This is a genomic window from Nocardioides luteus (assembly GCF_000960475.2).
GTDB classification, from domain to species: Bacteria; Actinomycetota; Actinomycetes; order Propionibacteriales; family Nocardioidaceae; genus Nocardioides; species Nocardioides luteus_A.
Map to the genome: position 1 here is coordinate 46,766 of NZ_JZDQ02000002.1, position 21,261 is coordinate 68,026.

Sequence of the window (21,261 nt, forward strand, 5' to 3'; positions counted from 1 at the left end):
GGCGTCACTGCCCCGCGTAGGGGATTTCTTCAGCGCCCGCGCCTCATCCGGCGACCTATCCTGACCAGATGCAGGTCGACCCGCAGGTGCCGGAGCTGGTCCAAACCGACTTTCTCGCGATGATGAACGCGACCTCGCTGTGCGTGCTGATCCACGACGCGACGACGAAGGACATCATCTGGGCCAACCCCGCCGCGTGCGAGCTGCTCGGATGGAGCGTCACCGAGCTGCGCCCGCTCAAGGCCGACGACATGAGCAGCTCCGCCCAGGAGTACGACCGGGTGATCGGCAGGGCGTGGTTGCAGGAGGCCGTCGACAAGGGTCGGAGCAGGATCGAGTGGCACTACCGCTCGAGCACCGGCCGGGTGATCCCCACCGAGGCCGTCGCCACCCGCATCGAGCTCGCCCAGGGCCCGGCCGTGATGGTGCAGTTCCGTGACATCGAGCGCGAGCAGGCGGTCGAGCGGGAGCTGCGGCAGACCACGGCGTACGTCGAGACGTTGAGCCGGCACACGGCCGCCGGCGTCGTGGTGCTGAGCCCGGACGGCGTCGTCCAGCACGTGACCGACCAGGCGCTCGCCCAGTTCGGGGTGTCGCGCACCGAGATGGCCGGACACCATCTCGATGACGTCGCCACGGTGCAGATCGACCGGCGCGGCGACCGCGAGCGCAGCGGCTGGCCGGCGGCGGTCGGCGCTGCCGACCCGATCGCCACCGTCCGGCTCCGGCTGCGCCGCCGCACCGGAACCGGTCCGGCCCGGTCCGCCTGGCTGGGCGGAACCCTGGAACGGATGCACCAGCCCGGGATCGAGGAGTTCGTCCTGACCGTCTACGACATCTCCGAGCGGGTGCGCGCCGAACAGGCCTATGACCAGGAGAACTATCTGGCCCGCTACAACGCGATGGGTGACATGGCGATGGCGATAGCCCATGAGCTGGGTCAGCCCCTGGCCGCGGCGAACAACTTCCTGGCCGGGGTCCGCGCCCGTGCTCGAACGCTGGCGGGATGTGCCGAGGTCGCCCGGGACGCCGAGATGCTCGCCTTCGGGCTGGACGGCGCCGAACGCCAGATCGAGCGGGCCGCGACCATCGTCAGCTCCGTACGCTCCTACGTCGGCCATCTGGAGCAGGTCTCGAGTCGCGTGGACCTCAACGACGTCGTCGAGGAGTGCCTCTACTTCGTCGCTCTGCGCGCGGAACCGGCCGGGATCGAGGTCGAGCTCGACCTCTCCCCCGACCCCGTGCCCGTACGCTGCGAACGAGTCCTGACGGGACAGGTCGTGCTCAACCTCTGCTTCAACGCCGTCGACGAACTGAGCCAGTGCGCCCCCGGCGAGCGAGTGCTCCGGATCGGCACCAGCACCGCGACGTACGACGGGAAGACCTCGGGGATGGTGACGGTCGAGGACCGTGGGCGCGGGCTGACGCAGGATCCGTTCGCGGAGTCGTTCACGTCCAAGGAGCGCGGGAGCGGGATCGGGCTGGCGTTGAGCTACCGGATCATCACCCGCCAGCACGGGATGATCTGGGCGGAGCCACGCGAGGGCGGCGGGACCCGGTTCGCGTTCACGCTGCCCCGCGCTTAGCCGCTCCGGCGTAGGGGAAATCCTCATCCGGCGTCGAGGAACTCTCGATTCCACGGCGGCGCGAGACTGCCTACGGTCGAGGTATCCGATCCGGTAGGAGGCCCAGGTTGTCCACCCCGACCAGTCCCGAGCTGACCCCGACCCAGCGCGCCTTCCGTGCCGCGATGTCGAATCTCTCCGCAGCGGTCAACATCGTCACCACCGACGGCCCGCGCGGCCCGGCCGGCATCACCGTCAGCGCGGCCTGCTCGGTCACCGACAGCCCGCCGACGATGCTGGTCTGCGTCAACCGGTCCAGCTACACCCACGACTTCTTCGTGGAGAACAAGCGCGTCGGCATCAACGTGCTCGCCGCCGAGCACGAGGCGATCGCGATGCAGTTCGCCGGAGCCAGCGACGTCTCGATGAGCGACCGGCTCGCCGCGCCGGAGTGGGAGCACGACGTCCACGGCGTCCCCGTGCTGCGTGAGGCCGTCGCCACCGTCATCGGCCGGGTCGCCGACCACCGCTCCCACGGCTCGCACACCGTGCTCTTCGTCGAGGTCGACGCCGTCGAGAGCCGTGAGGACACCGGAGGCCTGGTCTACTTCCAGCGTCGCTTCCACACCCTGCACCCCACGGAGCTGTCCGCATGAGCCGGACGAGCGCGATCATCAGGGAGCCGGGCGCGCGGATGACGCTGATGTGCTACACCGACACGCACGGGTACGGCTGGCAGCACGTGGACCTCTTCGTCCACGACGCCTCCGGCCATGAGCTCAACTGGGTGCACTGGCAGGCCCCCGGCGACGGCCCCGAGGTCGCCGACGAGATCACCGCCGAGGTCGAGCCGACCCTGCGGCGCACGTCCGAGTGGCGTCATGACGTCTCCGCGAGCGGGATGGACTACTGGACCGCCGACGCGACCTGGGGCGAGGCATGAGTACGTCGCTGTGGCAGCCGTGGTCGCTGCGCGAGCTCGTCTCCGAGCTGGACCGTGGCACCACCACGCCGGCAGAGGCGATGGCCCGGTCCGCCGCGCGGATCGAGGAGACCGAGCCCGAGCTGAGGGCCTGGGTGATCCGGCACGAGTCGGCTCCCGCGGCCGGGCCGCTGGCCGGCGTACCGCTGGGCGTCAAGGACATCATCGACGTGGCCGGCCTGCCGACCAGGTGCGGCTCTTCCCTGCGCGCGGAGGCGACGCCGGCCGACGAGGATGCGGCGATCGTGTCGGCCTGGCGCCGGGCCGGCGCGGTGCCGGTCGGCAAGACCGTGACCACCGAGTTCGCGTTCTTCTCCCCCGGCCCCACCGCGAACCCGGCCGCGACCGATCGCACCCCGGGCGGCTCCTCCAGTGGCTCCGCGGCGGCCGTCGGCGCCGGTCAGGTGCCGCTCGGCCTGGGTTCCCAGACCGCCGGCTCGGTGACCCGGCCCGCGGCGTACTGCGGGGTCGCGGCGCTGGTGATGAGCCACGGTCGCTTCCCGGTCGACGGCGTCACCGGGCTGAGCGAGAGCCTCGACAGCCACGGCGTGTACGCCGCGACCGCGAGCGATCTCGCCCTGGCCTGGTCCGCGCTGAGCGGCGAACCCGACGTCGCCCGCCCGGGTGCGCCCGATCGGGTCGAGCCGCTCCGGGTGCTGCTCTGGTCGGCGGCGCCGCTCGGCGTCCTCGACCCGGCGATGCAGGGTGCGCTGGACACGACCCGGGCCGCGCTGGAGGCGAGCGACGCCCGCGTCGTCGACTTTCCCGAGGAGCAGCTGGTCGCCGACCTCGCCGCCGCGCACCCGGTCGTGATGGCGTACGAGGCCGCCCGCGAGCGCGCGGCGGAACTGGCCGCCGCGGACCAGCTGTCCGAGCCCTTGGCCGGACTGCTGCGTACGGGTGCCGAGACCAGTCGGCGCGACTACGACGCCGCTCGCGACGTGATCGCGCGAGGCCGCGAGCGGGTCGCCGAGCTCCTCGGGTCCTACGACGTCATCGTCGGCGCCGCCGCCCCGGGTCCCGCTCCCCACGGGCTCGGGGCGACCGGCGACCCGGTGCTGAGCCGGCCGTGGCAGGCGCTCGGCCTGCCCGTCGTCACCGTGCCCGGGCTGCGTGATGCCGAGGGCATGCCGCTGGGCATCCAGGTGATCGGCCGCAGCCACGGCGAGGCCGCGCTCCTGTCGGCGGCGTGCACTGTCGAGCAAAGCCTGGTGTCCTGATCCTGGGCATGGCCCAGGTCACACCACGAGGGATGAGTGAAGCGCGATGACGAAACCGACGGGAAACAGCGACGACGTACCGTCGACGACCATCCCCACCAGCAAGGCGGCAACGATGAGCATCACCGAACTCCCCCGGCCCGACACCGCCGCCGTCGCGCGCACCCCGGTCGTCCACATCGTCGACGACGACCACGACCTGCGTCAGTCGCTGGTCTTCCTGCTGGAGACCGTCGGCATCGAGGCGCTGACCTATCCCGACGCGACCACGTTCCTCGACGAGTACGACCCGACCGAGCCGGCCGTCCTCATCGTCGACGTCAGGATGCCCGGCGTCAGCGGCTTCCAGCTGCAGGAGAAGCTCCGCCAGCAGCACTACCCGGCACCGGTCATCTTCTGCTCGGCCCACGGTGACGTGCCGATGTCGGTCCGGGCGATGCAGCACGGCGCCGTCGACTTCCTCGAGAAGCCGTACGACTCCCAGCAGATGCTGGACGTCGTCCAGGAGCAGCTCCTCGAGGCGAGCAAGCGGTTCGCCGCCGATGCCGTACGCCGCGACGTACAGGCCCGCGTCGACCAGCTCACGCCGCGTGAGCTCGAGGTGCTGCGCCTGGTCATCGACGGCCTGCCCAGCCAGCACATCGCGCGGGAGCTGGGCACCAGCGTCAAGACCGTCGACGTCCACCGGGCACGGATCAAGGCGAAGACCGGCTCGGACAGCCTCGGCACGCTCGTACGCGACGTGCTCCTGCACCAGGTGGACGTCTGACCTGATCTGGGCGAACCTCAGGGCTTCATCAGCACCGACGTCGACGGGTAGGACTCGGCCCAGCCCGGCGAGAGCGGTGCGATGAAGACGTTCTCGGTGCGGGTCCGGGTGATCAGCCAGGTCCCGTCGACGCGGCGGAAGGCGTTGTTCAGCCGGCTCGAGCGGAGCATCGCCCTGCCGTCGGAGAAGAGCCAGGGCTGCATGTGGATCCACTGCCCCTCGGCCTCGTCGCCGTCGACGTGGATCTGCTCGGAGGTCAGGTAGTGGGCGTTGAGCAGCAGGGCCGGGTCCTGCTTCTCGCCCCAGAACCTCTCGAAGTGAGCACGGATCGCGGCCTTCCCCTCGACCTTGCCGAACTGACCGTCGTAGTACTCCCCGACCCCTTCCCAGACCGCGTCCTCGGCGTAGAGGTCCATGATCAGGTCGATCCGTCGAGCATCGTCGTCGACGCCGAACTCGGGGCAGGGGGTGTCGCAGAGGAACATGTAGCGCGCCTCCAGCCGACGGATCTCCGCCTCCGACTCGAGGGCCTCCACCCGTCGGAGGAGGGCGGCGATCGTGTCTGTCTCCAGGGTGCTCGTCATGCTTTCACGGTAGGAAGCGCGGGCACCGGGCTCCAGTGGCAATGACCGCAGCTCGATGAGGGATTCCCCTACCCCTCATCGGGCGCTCAGCCCGTCCTGTTGGCGACGACGAACGGGCAGGCGAACGGGTCGCGGTCGCCGAGACCCACGCGGTTGAGGTGGCGGACGACGATGGCGTACGACTCCAGGAGGCCGGCCTCGGTGTAGGGGACGCCCTGCTCGGCGCAGTAGGCACGGACCAGGGGCTGGGCGCGGCGCAGGCTGCTGCTCGGCATGCTCGGGAAGAGGTGGTGCTCGATCTGCAGGTTCAGGCCGCCCATGAGCCGGTCGACCCAGCGTCCGCCGCGGATGTTGCGGGAGGTCAGGACCTGGCGGGAGAGGAAGTCGATCCTGGTGTCGCGCGGCACCAGCGGCATGCCCTTGTGGTTGGGGGCGAAGCTGGCCCCCATGTAGACCCCGAAGACGGCCAGCTGCACGCCCAGGAAGGCCGCGCCTAGGCCGAGGCCCAGCACCGAGCAGACCAGCACCGGCCAGCCGACCAGCCGCAGCGCCAGGAACGCTGCCTCCGTACGCCGATGTTCGAGGTCTCTTCCCTTGATCACGGTGAGGACGGCGCCGAGGTGGAGGTTGACGCCCTCGAGGGTCAGCAGCGGGAAGAACAGCCATCCCTGGCGGGCGGTGAGCCACCGCTTGAGGCCCGTGCGTCGCTCCACGTCCTCGGTGGTGAACAGCAGCACCGAGGGGCGGATGTCCTCGTCGGCGTCGACCTTGTTCGGGTTGGCGTGGTGGCGGGTGTGCTTCCGCATCCACCAGCCGTAGCTCAGCCCGACGACCAGGTTGCCGAGGATGCGGGAGGCCCACTCGTTCTTCGGGCCCGAGGCGAAGATCTGGCGGTGGGCGCCGTCGTGCGCGAGGAACGCGGTCTGGGTGAACAGGATCCCGAAGGCCGCCGCGACCAGCAGCTGCCACCAGGTCTGTCCGAGGGCGAGCAGGGCGATCAGCGCGAGCGCGAAGCCGGTGCCGAGGAGCGCCACCCGCCGGACGTACGTCCTCGGCGACCGCTCCAGCAGACCCGCCTGCCTGACGCGACGCATCAGCTCGGTGTAGGCGTTGACCTGACGGTGCGCCTGGCTCGGGAGCGTGGTCATCGTCGTCACCGTCCGAGCCGGCGGAGCCGGGCCATCGCCAGCGGCAGGCAGATCGCGATGATGGCGACCGGCCAGAGGACGGCCATGGTGAGGGCGTGCTCGCCGACCCAGGTGGTGGCCGGGACGGCCGTGTTCCCGAAGAGCTCACGGGTGGCGATGACGGTCGAGGAGAGCGGGTTCCACGCGGCCGGCAGGGCCAGCCAGCCGGGCATCAGGTCGGTCGGCACGATCGTGTCGGCGACCATGGCGAGCGGGAAGACGAGCGCGAAGTACTTCATCGCCGCCTCCGGGCCGCTGACCAGCAGGCCGAGCAGGATGCCGACCCAGGAGAAGGCCATCCTGAGCAGGACCAGGAGCCCGAGCGCGGCGATCACCCCACCGACCCCGAGGTGGGCCTGCCACCCGAACAGCGTCCCCAGCGCCAGCAGGATGCTGAGCTCGACGACGGCCAGGATGACGTCGGCCAGGGCGCGCCCGGCCAGCACCGCGACCGGCGACATGGGGAGGGATCTCATCCGGTCGAGCACCCCGCCGCGTACGTCCTCGGCGACCGAGATCGTGGTGTTGCCGATGCCGAACGCCATGGTCAGCGCGAAGAGGCCGGGGAGCAGGAACTCGCGGTACTCAGACCCCGGCACGTCCATCGCGACCCCGAAGGCCTCGCCGAAGACGAAGCCGAACATGGCCACCGCCATCACCGGGATCATCAGGGTGCCGAGAAGCTCGTCGGGGCGGCGTACGAGATGGAGGAGGTGGCGCTTGGCCACCACCCAGGTGTCGACCGTCGCCCACGTGATGCGTGATCCGTGGACGGTGGGTTCGGTCAGGGTGCTCATCTCAGGCCCCCTCGGTGATCAGCAGGAACGCCTCGTCGAGGTCGCGGCCGCCGACGCTGGACTTGAGCTCGGCGGGCGTCCCCTCGGCGACGACCCGGCCGCGGTCGACCATCGTGATGCGTGAACACAGCCGGTCGGCCTCCTCCAGGTACTGGGTGGTGAGCAGCACGGTCGTGCCGGAGTCGGCCAGCTCGCGAACGGCGTCCCAGACCTCGATCCGGCTGCGCGGGTCGAGCCCGGTGGTGGGCTCGTCGAGGAAGAGCACGCGGGGGCTGCGGATCAGGCTGACGGCGAGGTCGAGCCGCCTGCGCATGCCGCCGGAGTAGCCGCGCACCGGGCGGCTGGCGGCCTCGACGAGATCGAAACGCTCGAGCAGCTCGTCCGCACGGGCTCGTGCTTCGCGGGCCCTCATCCGGTGCAGGCGGGCGAACATCTCCAGGTTCTGGCGGCCGCTCAGCACGCCGTCGACCGCCGCGTACTGGCCGGCGATGCCGATCCGCGCGCGCACCCCGGCGCGGTCGCGGGCGACGTTGCGGCCGGCGACCCAGGCCTGGCCCGAGTCGAAGCTGGCCAGGGTGGCCAGGATGCGTACGGTCGTGGTCTTGCCGGCGCCGTTGGGGCCGAGCAGACCGTGGACCGTGCCGGCGGGGACGGCGAGGTCGATGCCGTCCAGGGCGGCGCCGCGGCCGGGGTAGCTCTTGCGGAGCCCTTGGGTCCAGATGGCGGGTTCGTCGGTGATCATGCTGCTGCCTCCAGTTCTGTCGGTCGAGCCGACGTCGTGAGGGACGAACGGCGGCGTGTCGAGACCAAAGCAGTCGTCACCTCCTCGTAGCGACCCAGAGCGATCCGGGCGATGTTGAGCAGCGACTCGCTGCCTTCGGCGTAGTAGCCGCAGTGGCCGGGGATGTCGCCGGTCCCGAACCGGGTCGCGCCCAGCTCCGGGTGCAGCGGGCCGCGCCCGAGCCCGAGGCGGCCGAGGCGTACCTGCGGGACCAGCCGGATCCGGTCGTTCTCCCCGTACGCCGCCCAGAGCCGGGTGCGTGACCCGAGCTCGGAGCGGTGCACGACGCCCATGCCGGGGCTGCCCAGCGCCACGCAGTCCTCGGCGCGCGCGCTGGCGAGGGCGAGGCCGGCGACCGTCGAGCCGTAGCTGTGGCCGATCAGGGTGAGATGGGCGGCGCGCGGCAGGTAGTGGGTGAGGGCGGCGAGGTCGCGGGCGCCGGCATAGGCCGGCCCGTTGGTGATCGCGTTGTACCACTCCGGCGGCGAGTGGTAGCCCAGCCAGACCACCACGGCCGACCGGCTCTCGGGCGCGATCTCCTGCATCGTACGCAGCAGCAGCTGCCCCCGGGAGCGCGGACTGTGGGCCTCGGTGCTGGTGAAGTAGTTGCCGAGGTGGTGGCCGTTGCCGGGCACGACGACGGCGATGTGGTCGGCGGTGGCGGCGTCCCCGAAGACCTCCACGACCCGCGCCCCTCCGGGCGGGTCACAGGCGAGGAGGCGGGGTCCGATGGTTCCGTCGGCCTCGTTGAGGCCGTACCTGAGCGGCGTCACAACTGTCATGGCCGTGACGGTAGGAATCAGGTGTCCCGCCGCGCGTCACTCCCGGGAGCCATTCGACCCCCTACCGGGGTAGTCCGGGATGCCCCTGAGGGGTCACGCAGGCTAGACGTGCGGCGCGACCAGACCGCTCTCGTAGGCGAAGACGACAGCCTGGGCGCGGTCGCGGAGGCCGAGCTTGCCGAGGATGCGGCTGACGTGGGTCTTCACGGTCTGCTCGGCGAGGAAGAGCTCGGCGGCGATCTCGCTGTTGGAGCTGCCGCGGGCGATGTTCTCGAGCACCTCGCGCTCGCGCTCGGTGAGCTGCTTGAGGCGCGGGTCCTGCTTGCGCTTGCGCGGCGAGCGGGCGAACTGCGCGATCACCTGGCGGGTCACCGACGGCGAGAGCAGCGCCTCGCCGGCATGGACGACCCGGATCGCTGAGGCGAGCTCGTCGGGCGAGGCGTCCTTGAGCAGGAAGCCGCTGGCGCCGAGACGCAGCGACTCGTGGACGTACTCGTCGGCGTCGAACGTGGTCAGCATGATCACCTTGGTCTGCGCCGTGGCCGGGTTCTCGGAGAGCTGCCGGAGCGCCTCGATCCCGTCCATCACCGGCATCCGGACGTCCATCAGCACCACGTCGGGATGCGTACGCCGGATCACCTGCAGCGCCTCCGAGCCGTCCGCGGCGGTGCCGACCACGTCGATGTCCGGCTGGGTGCTGAGCAGCGCCACGAAGCCGGAGCGCACCATCGCCTGGTCGTCGACGACCACGATCTTCACCGTCACGGGGTCTTCCTACCGCGTTTGGAGGGGGTGCGCACGGACGTTTCGGCCGGGAGTCGGGCCTCGACGACGAACTCGCCGCCGACCGATCCGGCGGTGATGCTGCCGCCGACGGCCGCGGCGCGTTCGCGCATCCCGATGAGTCCGTGACCGCCGCCGGTGTTCTCGGCCGTGGGTGAGGAACCGTCGAGCGTGTTGGTGACCCGGATCTCGAGGTGTTGCTCGCCCAGCGTCAGGTCGACGCCGACCGCCTCGCTGGGAGCGTGGCGGCGGGCGTTGCTGAGCGCCTCCTGCACGATCCGGTAGGCCGCGGTGCCCACCTCGGGCGCCACGTCGGTGAGCTCCGGAAGGTCGCCGCGGACCTCGACCCGCTGCCCGGTCCCGCGGGCGCTCTCGAACAGCTCGCCCAGCCCGTCGATGCCCGGCACCGGGACGCGGCCCGACTGCCCCTCCTCGGTACGCAGCACGTCGAGCACCCCGCGCATCTGCCGCAGCGCAGAGGCCGCCAGGTCGGCGATCTCGGCGAACTCAGCCTCCGCCGCCGGGCTGACGTCGTCGACCCGGTGCGGAGCCGATCTGGCCTGCACGGTGATCAGCGACATGTTGTGGGCGATCACGTCGTGCAGCTCGCGGGCGATCCGCGCCTTCTCCTCGACGACTGAGCGGCGCTCGTGCTCCTCGCGCAGTGCGCTGCGGCTCTCCGAGAGCCGGCGAGCGACGGTGGCCAGCGCCCCGAGCATCAGCGCGAGCGAGGCGAAATTGGCCACCTCGCCGAGCGGGGCGAGTAAGTCGTTCCAGTAGGAGCCGATCACAACCAGCACGACCCCTGCGGCGACCTGGATGCCCAGGGTGATCGCCGCCAGCCGCCAGCCGGCGACCAGGGTCAGCACGATCAGCACCAGGAGCTGCGTCAGGGTCGGTGGCGGCACCATCCACGGCCAGCCGTCGCGGCCCAGACTGATCATCGCCAACGCGGTGAGCGTCACCGCGACCAGGGACAGACCGGCTGCCTCGACCGGACGCCACAGCGCGAGCGCGATGGACCCGGCGTGAGCTCCGCCCAGCAGCAGCGCGACTCCCCCGGCGACCGAGTATTCGTCGCTCAGGATGGCGGACTCGACGATTCCGAGGACGATCGCGGCGACGTAGACAGCCAGTCGTCCGCGCCCGGCCCAGGTCTTCAGCATGATTTCAGTAATACCAGGACGATGCCTGGCCCATGCCCCGGAGAAGCCCCTGCACGCTGAACCGAGCGCTTGCCTCCTCCTCCATGGCTCAGCGATGGAGCGAAACCTGATCCTGCCTTCTCGGTGAGTGAAGATTCGTTCACGCGCCCGAGGTGAATGAAAGTTCGTTCACGCGCCCGAGCCACAAGGGGTCCCGACTCCGTCGCTCGAGTAGTGGTCGATCTGGGCTCTCCCGAGCGCCTCCGGCTGGCCCGAATCGACCATTTCCCACCATCAGGTGTGGTGGACTACCCGCCGTGCTGGTGCTCATCCTGATCGTGATCGCCCTGCTCGCCGTCGTGGCGGGCTTCGTCGCGTACGGCGCCGCGACGGTCCGCGGGCAGCGCAAGACGCTCGCGGCGTTCCGAGAGACGGCGCATGCCTATTTCACCCGACCCCAGATGGGCATGTGGAAGCTCTCCGCGACGATCCTGGTGGTGAGCCCCGACGAGGTGTCCCTCTGGAAGAGCGGCCCGGGGCAGCCGACGCAGCTGCTCGCGTTTCCGGCCCGGGGTGCGACCGTCGCGGCGGCCGAGGTCAGGATCAACACCGCGCGGGTCGTCGAAGGATTCGTGATCACCTCGGCCGACGGTCGCAGCGTCCCCCTCACCCTCTGGCCGGAGCCGACGATGGGTGTGGCGAAGCCGCACACCGGCGCGCTGCTGGTCCGGACGATCGAGGAGATCCGGGGCGTCCTCGGCTGAGCGTCACCGTCCCACGGCGGCCTTGTCCTCGTCCTGGGTCCGGATGGTGCCCTGGCCGGACTCGATCCGGCCCTTCAGGCTGACGGTGATGTAGTGGGTCCAGGCGTCGTAGCAGACGTCGAAGCACTCGTCCCCACGCCCGAGCCCCTCGTGGGTGAAGGTCACGCGGGTCTGATCGCCATCGACGGCGATGTCGAAGCGGCCGGTCGTGCCGATCCACTCCTTCTTGTCCGCGATGAAGTCGAGGTAGCCGTCGGTGAAATCCCACACGACGCGTTCGCCGGGAACCAGTTCCGACACGAGCTGCTTGGAGTAGTGGATGTCCGGCACCAGGTAGAACCACTCGGCACCGACCCGGTCGGTGGGACCGGCGATGTGGTGCCCCCACCAGGAACGTACGTCGTTGATGGCCTCGTACGCCTCCTGCGGTGTGGCGTCGACGGTGAAGGTCGCGGTCAGGTCGTTCATGGCTGTCCCCTTGAGATCGGATGTGACTTGCATCATGCAAGCAACACCGTAGACACCCGAACTTTCATCATGCAAGTGATTTGCTAGAGTCGTCCCCGTGCTCGGAAAGACGTACGACGGCCAGATCTGCTCCATCGCCCGATCCCTCGAGGTGGTCGGCGAGCGCTGGACACTGCTGATCCTGCGGGACGCGATCTTCGCCGGCGTGACGCGCTATGGCGACTTCCAGCACAACCTCGGCATCGCCACCAACATCCTGAAGACGCGCCTGGCCACGCTCGTCGAGGCCGGCCTGATGACCCGCGACGACGCCGGCGACTACCGGCCCACCGCCATGGCCCAGGGCCTACGACCGGCGCTGATCGCGCTCACCGAGTGGGGCGACACCTGGTTCGCGCCCGACGGGCGGCCCATCGACTACCTGCACGCCGACTGCGGCGAGCCGGTCCACCTTCAGACGCGCTGCGAGCAGCACGGGAAGGTCCCGCCGGATCAGATCGTGGTGCGGCCCGGGCCGGGCATGCCCGCGGACTACCTGGCAGCCCGTCGGCCGGTCCGGGACCGATGACGCAGCGGTGACTCCCCCGGCGCGCAGCTCACTCCGACTCGCGCAGCAGCGGCCGAGCGAGCCGGCGTCCGCGGTGGATCTGTGCCTTGATGGTCCCGAGCGGGACGTCGACCAGGCCGGCGATCTCGTCGTACGGCAGGCCGTAGACGTCGCGCAGCAGCAGCGGCTCGACCAGCTGCGGGTGGTCGACCTCGAGCTTCTCCATGGCCTCGAGCAGGTCGAGGCGGGTGCCGGCGATGACACTCGTGGTGCGCGGGTCGGGACGGTCGGCCGGCATGACCTCGACCGGGACAGCCTGCCTCTTCAGTCGTCGGTACGTCGATCGCGCGGCGTTCACCGCGACGACGTGCAGCCAGGTGGTGAACCTGGCGCTGCCGGTCCAGGTGCCGATCTTCGCGGCAACGGAGATGAGCGCCTCCTGGCAGGCGTCCTCGGCGTCGGCGAGGTGCGGGAGCACGCCACGGCACGTGCTGAGCACCCGCGGACGCACCGCGCTCAGCAGGGCCTCGAGGGCGTCGCGGTCGCCGTCCTTGGCGCGTCGGGCGAGCTCGTCGATGTCGTCCAGGCTAAGCGCGTCGCTCGCGATGGGAGACTCCTCGTGCTGGGGTGATGCGGGCGCCCCCAGCATAGGGCCGGGCACCTGACAAACCCGCCGGGCAGTGCATAATGTCGGGGTGTCCGGACCGGATCTTGGGTCGCTACGCGGTTCAGCGACGGATCGGGGCGGGCGCGTTCGCCACCGTGTGGATGGCCTTCGACGACCAGCTGGATTCGCCGGTCGCGGTGAAGGTGCTCGCCGAGAACTGGAGCGGCGACGACCACGTCCGGCGCCGCTTCCTCGACGAGGGCCGGATGCTGCGCAGGGTGGAGTCGCCCCACGTGGTCACGGTGTACGACGCCGGGGAGCTCGACGACGGCCGGCCCTATCTGGTGATGACCTACGCCGACCAGGGCACGCTCGCCGACCGGATCGGCACCGAGCCGATGTCGATGGCGCAGGTTTTCGACGTGGTGCGCCAGGTCGGCCTCGGGCTGCAGACCCTGCACGACCGCTCGGTGCTGCACCGCGACGTCAAACCGGCCAACGTGCTGTTCCGGACGGTCGACGGCCAGGTGCACGCGATGGTGGCCGACCTGGGTCTCGGGAAGTCGCTGGACGTCTCGTCGCGGCTCACCCTGATCGCCGGCACACCGACGTACGTCGCGCCCGAGCAGGCGCGCGGCGAGTCGCTCGACGCCCGCGCCGACCAGTACTCCCTCGCGGCGATCACCTATCTGCTGCTCACCGGCCGGCCGCCGTATCGGCACGCCTCGCTGGCCGCCGCGTCCGATCCCGGCCCGCTGCCACCGCTGTCGAGCGAGCACCATCCGGTCCCCGCTGCCGTCGCCGCCGTCGTCACCCGGGGCCTGGCCGTGGATCGCGACCAGCGCTACCCCGACGTCAAGGCGTACGTCACGGCGCTGGCCGACGCCCTGGGCGAGACGACCGGCGGCACAACGACCATGCGGCGACCACCGGACGTGATCCAGGAGGACGTGCGTCCGAGCCTCCCCACCGCGGTCGACGAGGCGCCGACCGAGCCGACCGCCGCGCGCCCGCGTCGCTCGCGTCGACGCCGGTGGTTGCTGGCCGGGCTGGTCGCCCTGGTGGCCGGCGCCGGTGCAGGTTACGGCGCGGCCCGGCTCGCGCCGGAGGACAGCACGTGGGCAGATGTGTCCGACGAGACCGGGTCCCTCAGCGTCAGCATCCCCTCGGAATGGAACCGGGCCGCCGCCGTCGACGGCTGGGTTCCGCCGACCGAGAAGCGGGACCACCCGGCCCTGTCGGTCGGCACCTCGGCCGGCTGGGCGTCCGAGCCGGACGGCCAGGGCGTCTTCCTCGGCATCCTCGCCGGCACCGAGCTACCGGACCAGATGCCCCAGCACCCCGAGTGCGGCCCGCCTCGGGATCCCGTGACCGACAGCACCGACGACGGCGACGTCATCACGGTGCTCTATCCCGACTGCGGCGACGGGGTCACCGTCGAACGGGCGGTCCAGGTCGCCGACAACCAGCTGCTGTGGGTGCAGGTGCGAAGCCACGACACCGCCACCGCCAACCGGGTCCTCGACGGCGTCGAGACCCACGGCTTCCACTAGATCTTCCACTAGGTCCTGACAGCAGGGACGATCCGGTCGAAGAGGTCGTTCATGCCGTCGCGGTCGGCACGCCTGCCCACCAGGGCGATCCAGGCGTAGGCGGCCTCGGAGTCCTCGGAGTCCTCCTTGGCGAGATAGGCCTCCATCGTGACTCGCCGATAGCCGTCGCTGACGTACTCCGCGACGAACGAGGTGTCCGTCCTCGACAGGACCTCGAGACCCTTCACGTTCTCGGAGGAACGGAGCGCGTCCAGTCGGGCGTCGACCGCGCGGTCGACGGGCTGGTACTGGTTCCCGATGAGCCGGACCCGGAGGAAGTAGGTGTTCACGACGTTGCCGGGCGGCGGGTACCAGCGCCACTCGCCCGCGCTCGGGACGCTGCGATCCCATCCCCGCGGGACCGGCAAAGTGAGATCGAAGGGCGCCGCGCCCACCGTCGCCCGGTGCAGCGGCAGGTCCGGCTTCAACGCCGGCCGGTCCGAGTCGGGCAGCACCACGACCGGGTCGACCGGGTAGCTCGGCGACACCGCGGCGACCGGCTCCGGACCCGAGAACGAGGTGGTCCCGGCGTCGTCCGTGGAGACGAGATAGCCGCCGGCCCCGCCGACCGCCGCAAGCGCGAGCAGCAGGCCGATCCTGACCAGTCTCATGCCGGAATGGTAATCGTCGTGCCGCGTCATCGCCGGACGAGGGAGGCGATCGCGTCCTCGACCACGCGGGCGAACGCGCGCCCGCCCTGGGGACCCGGGTGGATGCCGTCGCTGGCGAAGTCCGTGACCTCGGACGCGGCTGCGTCCCAGTCGGCCACGGCGACCGACCGCTGGTCGTCCGGCAGCCCCCGCAGCTTGGCGTTGACCGACGGGACCCAGTCGCGGCGCGCGTGTGCGGTGACGAAGACGAACACGTGTCCTGGCCCGGCCGCCTCGACGACCTCGTGGATGATGTCGCTGTTGAAGTCGCCGTTCGTGCCGAGCGCGATCACCACGACCGGCCGCAGCACGCCCGACGTACGCAGCCGCCGGACGACGTCCGGGGCGTTCCACATCTGCTCGCCGATCTCGGCCCGGATGTCGATGCCCGGCAGCGCAGCGAGCAGGCCCTTCGCGCTCGCCAGCGTGACCGAGTCGCCGATCATCGTGGTCTGCTTCCCGAGCGGGCGTCGTGGGTTGACGGACGCTCCCGGCATGTCGGGTGTCGGTCGCACCTCCGCGGCGGCTCCGATGGCGTCCTGTCCGGCCTCGACGTACGACTCGGCCGAGGTCGTGGCCGGCGACCGGACGATGCCCCCGGCCGCGGCCCACACCGTGATCGCCACGACGACCATCCCGGCGACCGGGACGAATCCGCCCGACCGCAGATGCGCGGCGAACCGCTTCGCACAGCCCAGGAGACCCAGCCGCTGGACCGGGCGCTCGACGTACGTCCAGCTCAGCGCCGCGAGCCCCAGCGAGAGTCCGACCACGAGCACTGCCCGGACGCCCTCCGGGACGGGAGCACCGGTCGCGAGCAGGACGATCAGTGGCCAGTGCCACAGGTAGATCGCATAGCTGCGCCGGCCCACCCACACCAGCGGGCGGGACCCGAGCACCGGGGCGACCTGTCCGGGCACCGCGGCCGAGACGACGGCGATCGCGGCGGCCAGGTCGACGAGGACGATCCCTCCGCGATAGGCGAACGTCGAGGTCTCGCCGATCAGGACCATGCCGAGCACGCACACCGCGAGCGTCGAGACGACGACGAGCCGGTGCGCCTTGTCCCGCCCGTCCATGGGCGCGGCGAGCCAGCGAGCGGCCCACGCGCCGGGGCTCAGCGACACCAGCGCGGCGACAGCGCCGATCAGCAGCGAGAATCCGTGCGTGTCGGTGCCGAAGTAGAGCCGGCTCGGGTCCTCCCCGGGGACGAACGTGACGGCCATGGCGACCGCGCTCGCCGCAGCGAGCACGGCAGTCGCTCCGGCGGCGGCCCGCGCGCTCCCGGCGAGGAGCACGATCGCGATCAACAGCGGCGGCCACACCAGGTAGAACTGCTCCTCGACCGCGAGCGACCACAGGTGCTGGAGCACCGGCGGCTCGGTGCGCTCGAAGTACGACAGCCCCGCGCCGGCCTGGTACCAGTTGCTGGTGTAGGTCAGCGCGGCCATCAGCTGCGGGCGGAGCCGGACCGCCGCCGGGCCGCCGACGATGCCCGTCGCCGCGGCCACCACCACGAGCATCATGCCGAGCGCGGGAAGCAGCCGGAGCGTACGCCGCCACCAGAACCGGGCGAGCCCGAGACCCTTTCCGGAGGCGATCCGCTGCGCCAGGCCGCGCGTGATCAGGTAGCCGCTGAGCACGAAGAAGAGATCGACCCCGAGGAACCCGCCCGGCAGCGCATCGGGGAACAGGTGGTAGACGACGACCGCCGTCACCGCGATCGCGCGAATCCCGTCGAGCGCGTCGATCCGACCCTCAACCGCCGCCGCCGAGCCGCCTCGGGCGACCTCGGCGGCGACCCCTCCCCTGCGTGCCAACATGCCTCTCCTCCACATCAAACGTTGCGGCCGGCTGATGCCGGCTCGTTCCGTTCGATGCGTCGAGTGGCAGAGAAGTTGTCGCGGAGAGGTTTCGACTTCGGATCACGTCGACTCACCGTGCCCGCCGCGGTTCGCACGGCGGGCGCGGTGGGCCATGGGGTCAGGCGTCGACGAGCTCCCGGGAGCTGGTCTCTCCGAGTCGGACCAGGGAGAAGACGCTCAGCAGGCAGAACGCCGCGATGACGGTCGAGAGCATGACCGTGCTCGCGCCGGCCTTCTGGAGCGAGGCGAAGAGGAGCGGGGACAGACCCGCGCCCATGCCGGCGAGCTGGTAGCCGAGTGAGGCACCGGTGTAGCGCGAGGAGGTCTTGAAGACCTCGCTCATCAGCGCGGCGAGCGGGCCGTAGAAGGCGGCGTGGATGACCGACTGGCCGAGGACCACCGCGAGCACCAGCAGCGCGACCGAGCCGCTGTCGAGCATCGGGAAGAGCAGGTACGCGAAGACCGCTGTCGCGAGGGCGGCGGTGAGCACGACGGGGCGGCGGCCGACGCGGTCGGTGAGCGCGGACCAGCCGAGGATGCCGATGACCGCACCGGCCGAGGAGACCGTGAGCGCGTTGAGCACCGTGGGCCGCTCGAAGCCGGCGCCGAGGGCGTACGCGATCAGGAAGGTGGTCAGGGTGCCCTGCACCACGAAGGCACCGAGGCCGACGCCGACGGCCAGCAGGAGCGTACGCGGGTGGTTGCGGAGGACCTCCAGCAACGGCGTCCTCGCCTCCGCCTTGCGGTCCTTCATCGCCTCGAAGGCCGGCGACTCGGTCACGCTGAGGCGGATCCACAGGCCCACCGCGAGCAGCAGGATGCTGAGCAGGAACGGCACCCGCCAGCCCCACGCGGTGAACTGCTCGGGCGTGGTGACCGAGGCCATGACCGCCATCACCGCGGTCGAGAGGACCATGCCGGCCGGGGCGCCGGCATTCGTGAACGAGGCCCACAGCCCGCGCCGGGAGGTGGCGTGCTCGGCGGTGATCAGCACCGCGCCGCCCCACTCGCCGCCGACCGCGACGCCCTGGACGATCCGGAGCAGGATGAGCAGCACCGGCGCGGCCGCACCGATCTGCCCGTACGTCGGCAGGCAGCCGATCAGGAAGCTGACCACGCCCATGATGAGCATGGTCAGGACCAGCATCTTCTTCCGCCCGAGCCGGTCGCCGAAGTGGCCGAAGACCACGCCCCCGAGCGGGCGGGCCAGGTAGCCGGCGGCGAAGGTGCCGAACGACGCGATCGTGCCGGTCACCGGGTCCAGGTTGGAGAAGAAGACCTGGTTGAAGACCACGGCCGAGGCGGTCGAGTAGAGCAGGAAGTCGTAGTACTCGATCAAGCTGCCCGTGAAGCTGCTGGCGACGATCCGGCCCATCTGCGTGCGTGAGCCGGTCGTGCTGCCACCGGAGGTGAGGGTCATGTGGGGGCTCCATTCAGGATTCCTGTTTATCAGGATTCCTGTCGATTCTGAGTGATGTATGTCACGCCTGTCAAGGAGCCCCCTCCGACCGAACGATGACCGACCTAGAAGGTGAGCACCGGCTTCACCGCGGCGCCCGAGACCATGTCGGCGACGGCCGTCTGGATCTCCTCGAACGAGTAGTGCCGGACCAGCCGCTCCAGCGGCATCCGGCCGTCCGCCACCAGGCGCGCCAGCGCCGGGATCAGCGTGCGCGTCTCGGCGTCGCCGAGGGTGAGGCCGGTGATCCGTTTGCCAGGGAGCATCGCGTTGACGTCGACCGCGACCTCCGTGCCGAACGGAGGCGCTCCGACGACGACGGCGGTGCCGCGGGCCGCCAGGGCGTCGATGCCCTGCCGGAGTACGCCTGGGTTGCCGGTCGTCTCCACGACGCCGTCGGCGCCGCCGGTCAGCTCCGTGAGCGCCGCGGTCAGATTGTCGACCTGGCCGGCATCGACGACGTCGGTCGCACCCAGCTCGCGAGCCAGGTCGAGCCTCTCGGGCACTCGGTCGACGGCGATGATCCGGGTGGCCGGGGTCAACCGCGCCGCCATCACCGCCGAGAGACCGACGGCACCGGCCCCGAGGACCACCACCGAGGAGCCCGGCCGCGGCGCGAGCACGTTCCACACCGCTCCCACGCCGGTCTGCACACCGCACCCGAGCGGCGCGAGCAGGGACAGGTCGGCCTCTGGCCCGACGCGTACGGCGCTGCGCTCGTCGACGACCGCTAGGCGGGAGAAGGAGGACTGCCCGAAGAAGTGGCCCCCGATCGACTCCCCCTTCCTCCGCACCGGCGAGGTCCCGTCCATGCGGGCACCGCCGATGAGGTTGGCGGGGAGCCAGACGTCGCAGTAGGCCGGATGGCCGTCACGACATGGGGCGCAGGTCCCGCAGGAGCTGAACGAGAGCAGCACCTGGTCGCCGGGTACGAGGCTGCGTACTCCGGATCCGACCTCCTCGACGACACCCGCGCCCTCGTGCCCGAGAACGCCCGGGAGCGGGAACGGCAGCCCGCCGCTGGCCACGCCGAGGTCGGTGTGGCAGAGCCCGGCGGCGACCATCCGCACCAGGATCTCATCGGGACGGAGCGCGTCGAGCTCGACCTCTCCGACGGTGAAGGGCGCGCCGGCGGACTCGACGACCGCGGCCTGGGTCGTGGTGCTCATGACTCCTCCTGGGGTGGGGTCGGTAGGGAGATGACGACGGATCGGGTCTTCGTGTACGCCTCGAGCGCCTCCGGGCCGTACTCGCGGCCGAACCCGGACTGCTTGACGCCGCCGAACGGCACGGCGGGGTCGAGCATCGCCCAGTCGTTGACCCAGACGATGCCGGCGTCGAGCCGTCCGGCGACCCGGTGAGCCCGGGCAAGATCTCGGGTGTGCAAGCCCGCGGCGAGGCCGTACGCCGTGGAGTTGGCGAGCGCGACGGCCTCGTCCTCGTCGGCGAAGGACTGCACCGTGAGGACCGGCCCGAAGACCTCCTCGTTGACGACTCGTGAGTCCGCGGGCAGACCGGTGATCACGGTCGGCTCGACGTAGAACCCTCCGGCGAGGTCGCCGGTGAGCTCGGGACGGCCACCGCCGGTGACGATCCGGCCACCCTCCTGGCGGGCCAGGGCGACGTACTCCTCGACCTTCTTGCGGTGCTGGTCGCCGGCCATCGGGCCGATCACCGTGGCCGGGTCCCGCGGATCACCCAGGGGTACGCCCGGGACCGCCTGCCGCAGCACCTCGACCACCGCGTCGTGGACCTCGGCGGCGACAAGCAGCCGGGGACCGGCCATGCAGAACTGGCCGGTGTTGAACACGAACGCCTTGATCACGGCACCGACGGCCGACTCGATGTCGGCATCTGCGAACACCAGGTGCGCGCCGTTGCCGCCGAGCTCCATCGTGACCGGCTTCAGGTGCTCGCCGGCAACGCTCGCGGCCCGGCGGCCGACAGCGGTCGAGCCGGTGAACGCGATCTTGTCGACTCCCGGGTGGCGCAGCAGCGCGTCGCCGGCCTCCGGGCCGGTCCCGGTCACGACGTTGAGCACGCCCTCGGGCGCCCCGGCGTCGGCGAGCAGCCGGGCCATGAACAGCGCGCTGAGCGGGGTGTCGTCGGCCGGCTTGTGCACGACGGTGTTTCCTGCCGCAAGCGCGGCCGCGATCTTGGTGCTCGACAGGATGAGCGGGAAGTTGAACGGGGTGATCGCGCCGACCACGCCCAACGGCTCGCGCCGGGTGTAGGCGAGCGCCGGGATCGGGGTGTCCCGCACCGAGCCGTCGAGGGTCTGCGCCAGCGCGGAGCAGTACTCGTACTGCTGGGCCGCGGTCTCGACGTCGACGTGTCGCGCCAGCGTCACCGGCTTGCCGACGTCGCGGCTCTCGATCTCGACCAGCTCGTCGGCCCGCTCCCGAATCAGGTCCGCCACCCGGTGCAAGACCCGGGCTCGGTCCCGGCCGCTCATCCGCGGCCACGGACCCTCGTCGAACGCCCGTCGCGCAGCGACGACCGCGGCGTCGATGTCGGCCGCGTCGCCGAGTGGAGCGGTCGTCAGCACGTTGCCCGTGCTCGGGTCGATGACGTCCATCCGGCGCCCGGCCGCCGAGGCGGTGTCGCGGCCATCGATGAACAGCTGCCGGTCCTCGTACGTCGCGGACATCTGTTCGGGGACATCGGGTGGCAAGGTGCGGGACATCGGGTCCTCCTGGTCGCTGTGACGGCTG

22 protein-coding genes are annotated in these 21,261 nt (G+C 71.0%); 8 read left to right on the forward strand and 14 right to left on the reverse strand.

Annotated features, from left to right (window positions below):
* Positions 1 to 68: 68 nt before the first annotated feature.
* From UG56_RS01550 to UG56_RS01570, 5 genes are all read left to right on the forward strand, one after another.
* On the forward strand, positions 69 to 1,586 hold the full coding sequence (locus tag UG56_RS01550) for a PAS domain-containing sensor histidine kinase (RefSeq protein ID WP_071326818.1): 1,518 nt from the start codon (positions 69 to 71) through the stop codon (positions 1,584 to 1,586).
* A 107-nt stretch (positions 1,587 to 1,693) separates the two neighbouring features.
* Positions 1,694 to 2,221 carry a flavin reductase gene (locus tag UG56_RS01555; protein ID WP_218145104.1) on the forward strand — a complete coding sequence of 176 codons (528 nt, stop codon included), beginning with the start codon at positions 1,694 to 1,696 and terminating at the stop codon, positions 2,219 to 2,221.
* Positions 2,218 to 2,508, forward strand: a complete 291-nt coding sequence (locus UG56_RS01560; protein WP_045552056.1) for a hypothetical protein — start codon at positions 2,218 to 2,220, stop codon at positions 2,506 to 2,508. Before UG56_RS01555 ends, UG56_RS01560 begins: the two co-directional genes overlap by 4 nt.
* Complete coding sequence (locus UG56_RS01565) at positions 2,505 to 3,767, forward strand: amidase (RefSeq protein ID WP_071326819.1); 1,263 nt, start codon at positions 2,505 to 2,507, stop codon at positions 3,765 to 3,767. Before UG56_RS01560 ends, UG56_RS01565 begins: the two co-directional genes overlap by 4 nt.
* Positions 3,768 to 3,882: 115 nt before the next feature.
* Positions 3,883 to 4,536 (forward strand): response regulator transcription factor, encoded by a 654-nt coding sequence (locus UG56_RS01570; protein ID WP_045551887.1) that lies wholly within the window; start codon positions 3,883 to 3,885, stop codon positions 4,534 to 4,536.
* A 17-nt stretch (positions 4,537 to 4,553) separates the two neighbouring features.
* On the opposite strand, the gene UG56_RS01575 is transcribed toward UG56_RS01570, so the two are convergent.
* The 7 genes from UG56_RS01575 to UG56_RS01605 form a co-directional block, all read right to left on the reverse strand.
* Positions 4,554 to 5,120 (reverse strand): nuclear transport factor 2 family protein, encoded by a 567-nt coding sequence (locus tag UG56_RS01575; RefSeq protein WP_045551886.1) that lies wholly within the window; start codon positions 5,118 to 5,120, stop codon positions 4,554 to 4,556.
* 86 nt (positions 5,121 to 5,206) lie between these two features.
* Positions 5,207 to 6,268 carry a fatty acid desaturase family protein gene (locus UG56_RS01580; protein WP_045551885.1) on the reverse strand — a complete coding sequence of 354 codons (1,062 nt, stop codon included), beginning with the start codon at positions 6,266 to 6,268 and terminating at the stop codon, positions 5,207 to 5,209.
* A 5-nt stretch (positions 6,269 to 6,273) separates the two neighbouring features.
* Positions 6,274 to 7,104, reverse strand: a complete 831-nt coding sequence (locus tag UG56_RS01585) for an ABC transporter permease (protein ID WP_045551884.1) — start codon at positions 7,102 to 7,104, stop codon at positions 6,274 to 6,276.
* A gap of 1 nt (position 7,105) precedes the next feature.
* On the reverse strand, positions 7,106 to 7,846 hold the full coding sequence (locus UG56_RS01590) for an ABC transporter ATP-binding protein (protein WP_071326820.1): 741 nt from the start codon (positions 7,844 to 7,846) through the stop codon (positions 7,106 to 7,108).
* On the reverse strand, positions 7,843 to 8,667 hold the full coding sequence (locus UG56_RS01595; protein ID WP_045551682.1) for an alpha/beta hydrolase: 825 nt from the start codon (positions 8,665 to 8,667) through the stop codon (positions 7,843 to 7,845). Before UG56_RS01595 ends, UG56_RS01590 begins: the two co-directional genes overlap by 4 nt.
* A 102-nt stretch (positions 8,668 to 8,769) precedes the next feature.
* A complete protein-coding gene (locus UG56_RS01600; RefSeq protein WP_045551681.1) occupies positions 8,770 to 9,432 on the reverse strand; it encodes a response regulator in 663 nt (220 codons plus the stop codon).
* Entirely contained in the window at positions 9,429 to 10,616 is a 1,188-nt protein-coding gene (locus tag UG56_RS01605; RefSeq protein WP_052694200.1) for a sensor histidine kinase, read from the reverse strand. Before UG56_RS01605 ends, UG56_RS01600 begins: the two co-directional genes overlap by 4 nt.
* A gap of 296 nt (positions 10,617 to 10,912) precedes the next feature.
* Between UG56_RS01605 and UG56_RS01610 the strand changes: the two genes are divergently transcribed.
* Positions 10,913 to 11,359, forward strand: coding sequence for a hypothetical protein (locus UG56_RS01610; RefSeq protein ID WP_045551680.1), 447 nt, complete (start codon positions 10,913 to 10,915; stop codon positions 11,357 to 11,359).
* 3 nt (positions 11,360 to 11,362) lie between these two features.
* Here the strand turns inward: UG56_RS01610 and UG56_RS01615 are convergent, their stop codons facing one another.
* Positions 11,363 to 11,827 carry an SRPBCC family protein gene (locus UG56_RS01615; protein ID WP_045551679.1) on the reverse strand — a complete coding sequence of 155 codons (465 nt, stop codon included), beginning with the start codon at positions 11,825 to 11,827 and terminating at the stop codon, positions 11,363 to 11,365.
* Between the two features lie 97 nt (positions 11,828 to 11,924).
* Here UG56_RS01615 and UG56_RS01620 point away from each other — a divergent pair, with 97 nt between their 5' ends.
* Complete coding sequence (locus UG56_RS01620; protein WP_045551678.1) at positions 11,925 to 12,395, forward strand: winged helix-turn-helix transcriptional regulator; 471 nt, start codon at positions 11,925 to 11,927, stop codon at positions 12,393 to 12,395.
* A 28-nt stretch (positions 12,396 to 12,423) separates the two neighbouring features.
* Here the strand turns inward: UG56_RS01620 and UG56_RS01625 are convergent, their stop codons facing one another.
* The gene (locus UG56_RS01625; protein WP_045551677.1) at positions 12,424 to 13,023 is read right to left on the reverse strand and encodes an RNA polymerase sigma factor; all 600 of its coding nucleotides are present in this window, start codon (positions 13,021 to 13,023) and stop codon (positions 12,424 to 12,426) included.
* 62 nt (positions 13,024 to 13,085) lie between these two features.
* On the opposite strand from UG56_RS01625, the gene UG56_RS01630 reads away from it, so the two are divergent.
* On the forward strand, positions 13,086 to 14,534 hold the full coding sequence (locus UG56_RS01630; protein WP_256206383.1) for a serine/threonine-protein kinase: 1,449 nt from the start codon (positions 13,086 to 13,088) through the stop codon (positions 14,532 to 14,534).
* A gap of 8 nt (positions 14,535 to 14,542) precedes the next feature.
* On the opposite strand, the gene UG56_RS01635 is transcribed toward UG56_RS01630, so the two are convergent.
* The 5 genes from UG56_RS01635 to UG56_RS01655 form a co-directional block, all read right to left on the reverse strand.
* Positions 14,543 to 15,184, reverse strand: a complete 642-nt coding sequence (locus UG56_RS01635) for a hypothetical protein (RefSeq protein ID WP_045547904.1) — start codon at positions 15,182 to 15,184, stop codon at positions 14,543 to 14,545.
* 26 nt (positions 15,185 to 15,210) lie between these two features.
* Entirely contained in the window at positions 15,211 to 17,043 is a 1,833-nt protein-coding gene (locus UG56_RS01640; RefSeq protein ID WP_177191400.1) for an acyltransferase family protein, read from the reverse strand.
* Positions 17,044 to 17,206: 163 nt separating this feature from the next.
* Entirely contained in the window at positions 17,207 to 18,508 is a 1,302-nt protein-coding gene (locus tag UG56_RS01645; RefSeq protein WP_045547905.1) for an MFS transporter, read from the reverse strand.
* A gap of 104 nt (positions 18,509 to 18,612) precedes the next feature.
* The gene (locus UG56_RS01650) at positions 18,613 to 19,716 is read right to left on the reverse strand and encodes an NAD(P)-dependent alcohol dehydrogenase (protein ID WP_045547906.1); all 1,104 of its coding nucleotides are present in this window, start codon (positions 19,714 to 19,716) and stop codon (positions 18,613 to 18,615) included.
* A complete protein-coding gene (locus UG56_RS01655; RefSeq protein ID WP_256206384.1) occupies positions 19,713 to 21,233 on the reverse strand; it encodes an aldehyde dehydrogenase family protein in 1,521 nt (506 codons plus the stop codon). The genes UG56_RS01650 and UG56_RS01655 overlap by 4 nt, the downstream gene beginning before the upstream one ends.
* Between the last annotated feature and the right edge of the window lie 28 nt (positions 21,234 to 21,261).

Coding starts and splice junctions, on each gene's coding strand:
- UG56_RS01590 (WP_071326820.1), bottom strand. CDS start 7,846: ATGATCACCGACGAACCCGCCATCTGGACCCAAGGGCTCCGCAAGAGC.
- UG56_RS01575 (WP_045551886.1), bottom strand. CDS start 5,120: ATGACGAGCACCCTGGAGACAGACACGATCGCCGCCCTCCTCCGACGG.
- UG56_RS01585 (WP_045551884.1), bottom strand. CDS start 7,104: ATGAGCACCCTGACCGAACCCACCGTCCACGGATCACGCATCACGTGG.
- UG56_RS01645 (WP_045547905.1), bottom strand. CDS start 18,508: ATGACCCTCACCTCCGGTGGCAGCACGACCGGCTCACGCACGCAGATG.
- UG56_RS01560 (WP_045552056.1), top strand. CDS start 2,218: ATGAGCCGGACGAGCGCGATCATCAGGGAGCCGGGCGCGCGGATGACG.
- UG56_RS01550 (WP_071326818.1), top strand. CDS start 69: ATGCAGGTCGACCCGCAGGTGCCGGAGCTGGTCCAAACCGACTTTCTC.
- UG56_RS01635 (WP_045547904.1), bottom strand. CDS start 15,184: ATGAGACTGGTCAGGATCGGCCTGCTGCTCGCGCTTGCGGCGGTCGGC.
- UG56_RS01650 (WP_045547906.1), bottom strand. CDS start 19,716: ATGAGCACCACGACCCAGGCCGCGGTCGTCGAGTCCGCCGGCGCGCCC.
- UG56_RS01605 (WP_052694200.1), bottom strand. CDS start 10,616: ATGCTGAAGACCTGGGCCGGGCGCGGACGACTGGCTGTCTACGTCGCC.
- UG56_RS01595 (WP_045551682.1), bottom strand. CDS start 8,667: ATGACAGTTGTGACGCCGCTCAGGTACGGCCTCAACGAGGCCGACGGA.
- UG56_RS01565 (WP_071326819.1), top strand. CDS start 2,505: ATGAGTACGTCGCTGTGGCAGCCGTGGTCGCTGCGCGAGCTCGTCTCC.
- UG56_RS01655 (WP_256206384.1), bottom strand. CDS start 21,233: ATGTCCCGCACCTTGCCACCCGATGTCCCCGAACAGATGTCCGCGACG.
- UG56_RS01570 (WP_045551887.1), top strand. CDS start 3,883: ATGAGCATCACCGAACTCCCCCGGCCCGACACCGCCGCCGTCGCGCGC.
- UG56_RS01625 (WP_045551677.1), bottom strand. CDS start 13,023: ATGCTGGGGGCGCCCGCATCACCCCAGCACGAGGAGTCTCCCATCGCG.
- UG56_RS01580 (WP_045551885.1), bottom strand. CDS start 6,268: ATGACCACGCTCCCGAGCCAGGCGCACCGTCAGGTCAACGCCTACACC.
- UG56_RS01615 (WP_045551679.1), bottom strand. CDS start 11,827: ATGAACGACCTGACCGCGACCTTCACCGTCGACGCCACACCGCAGGAG.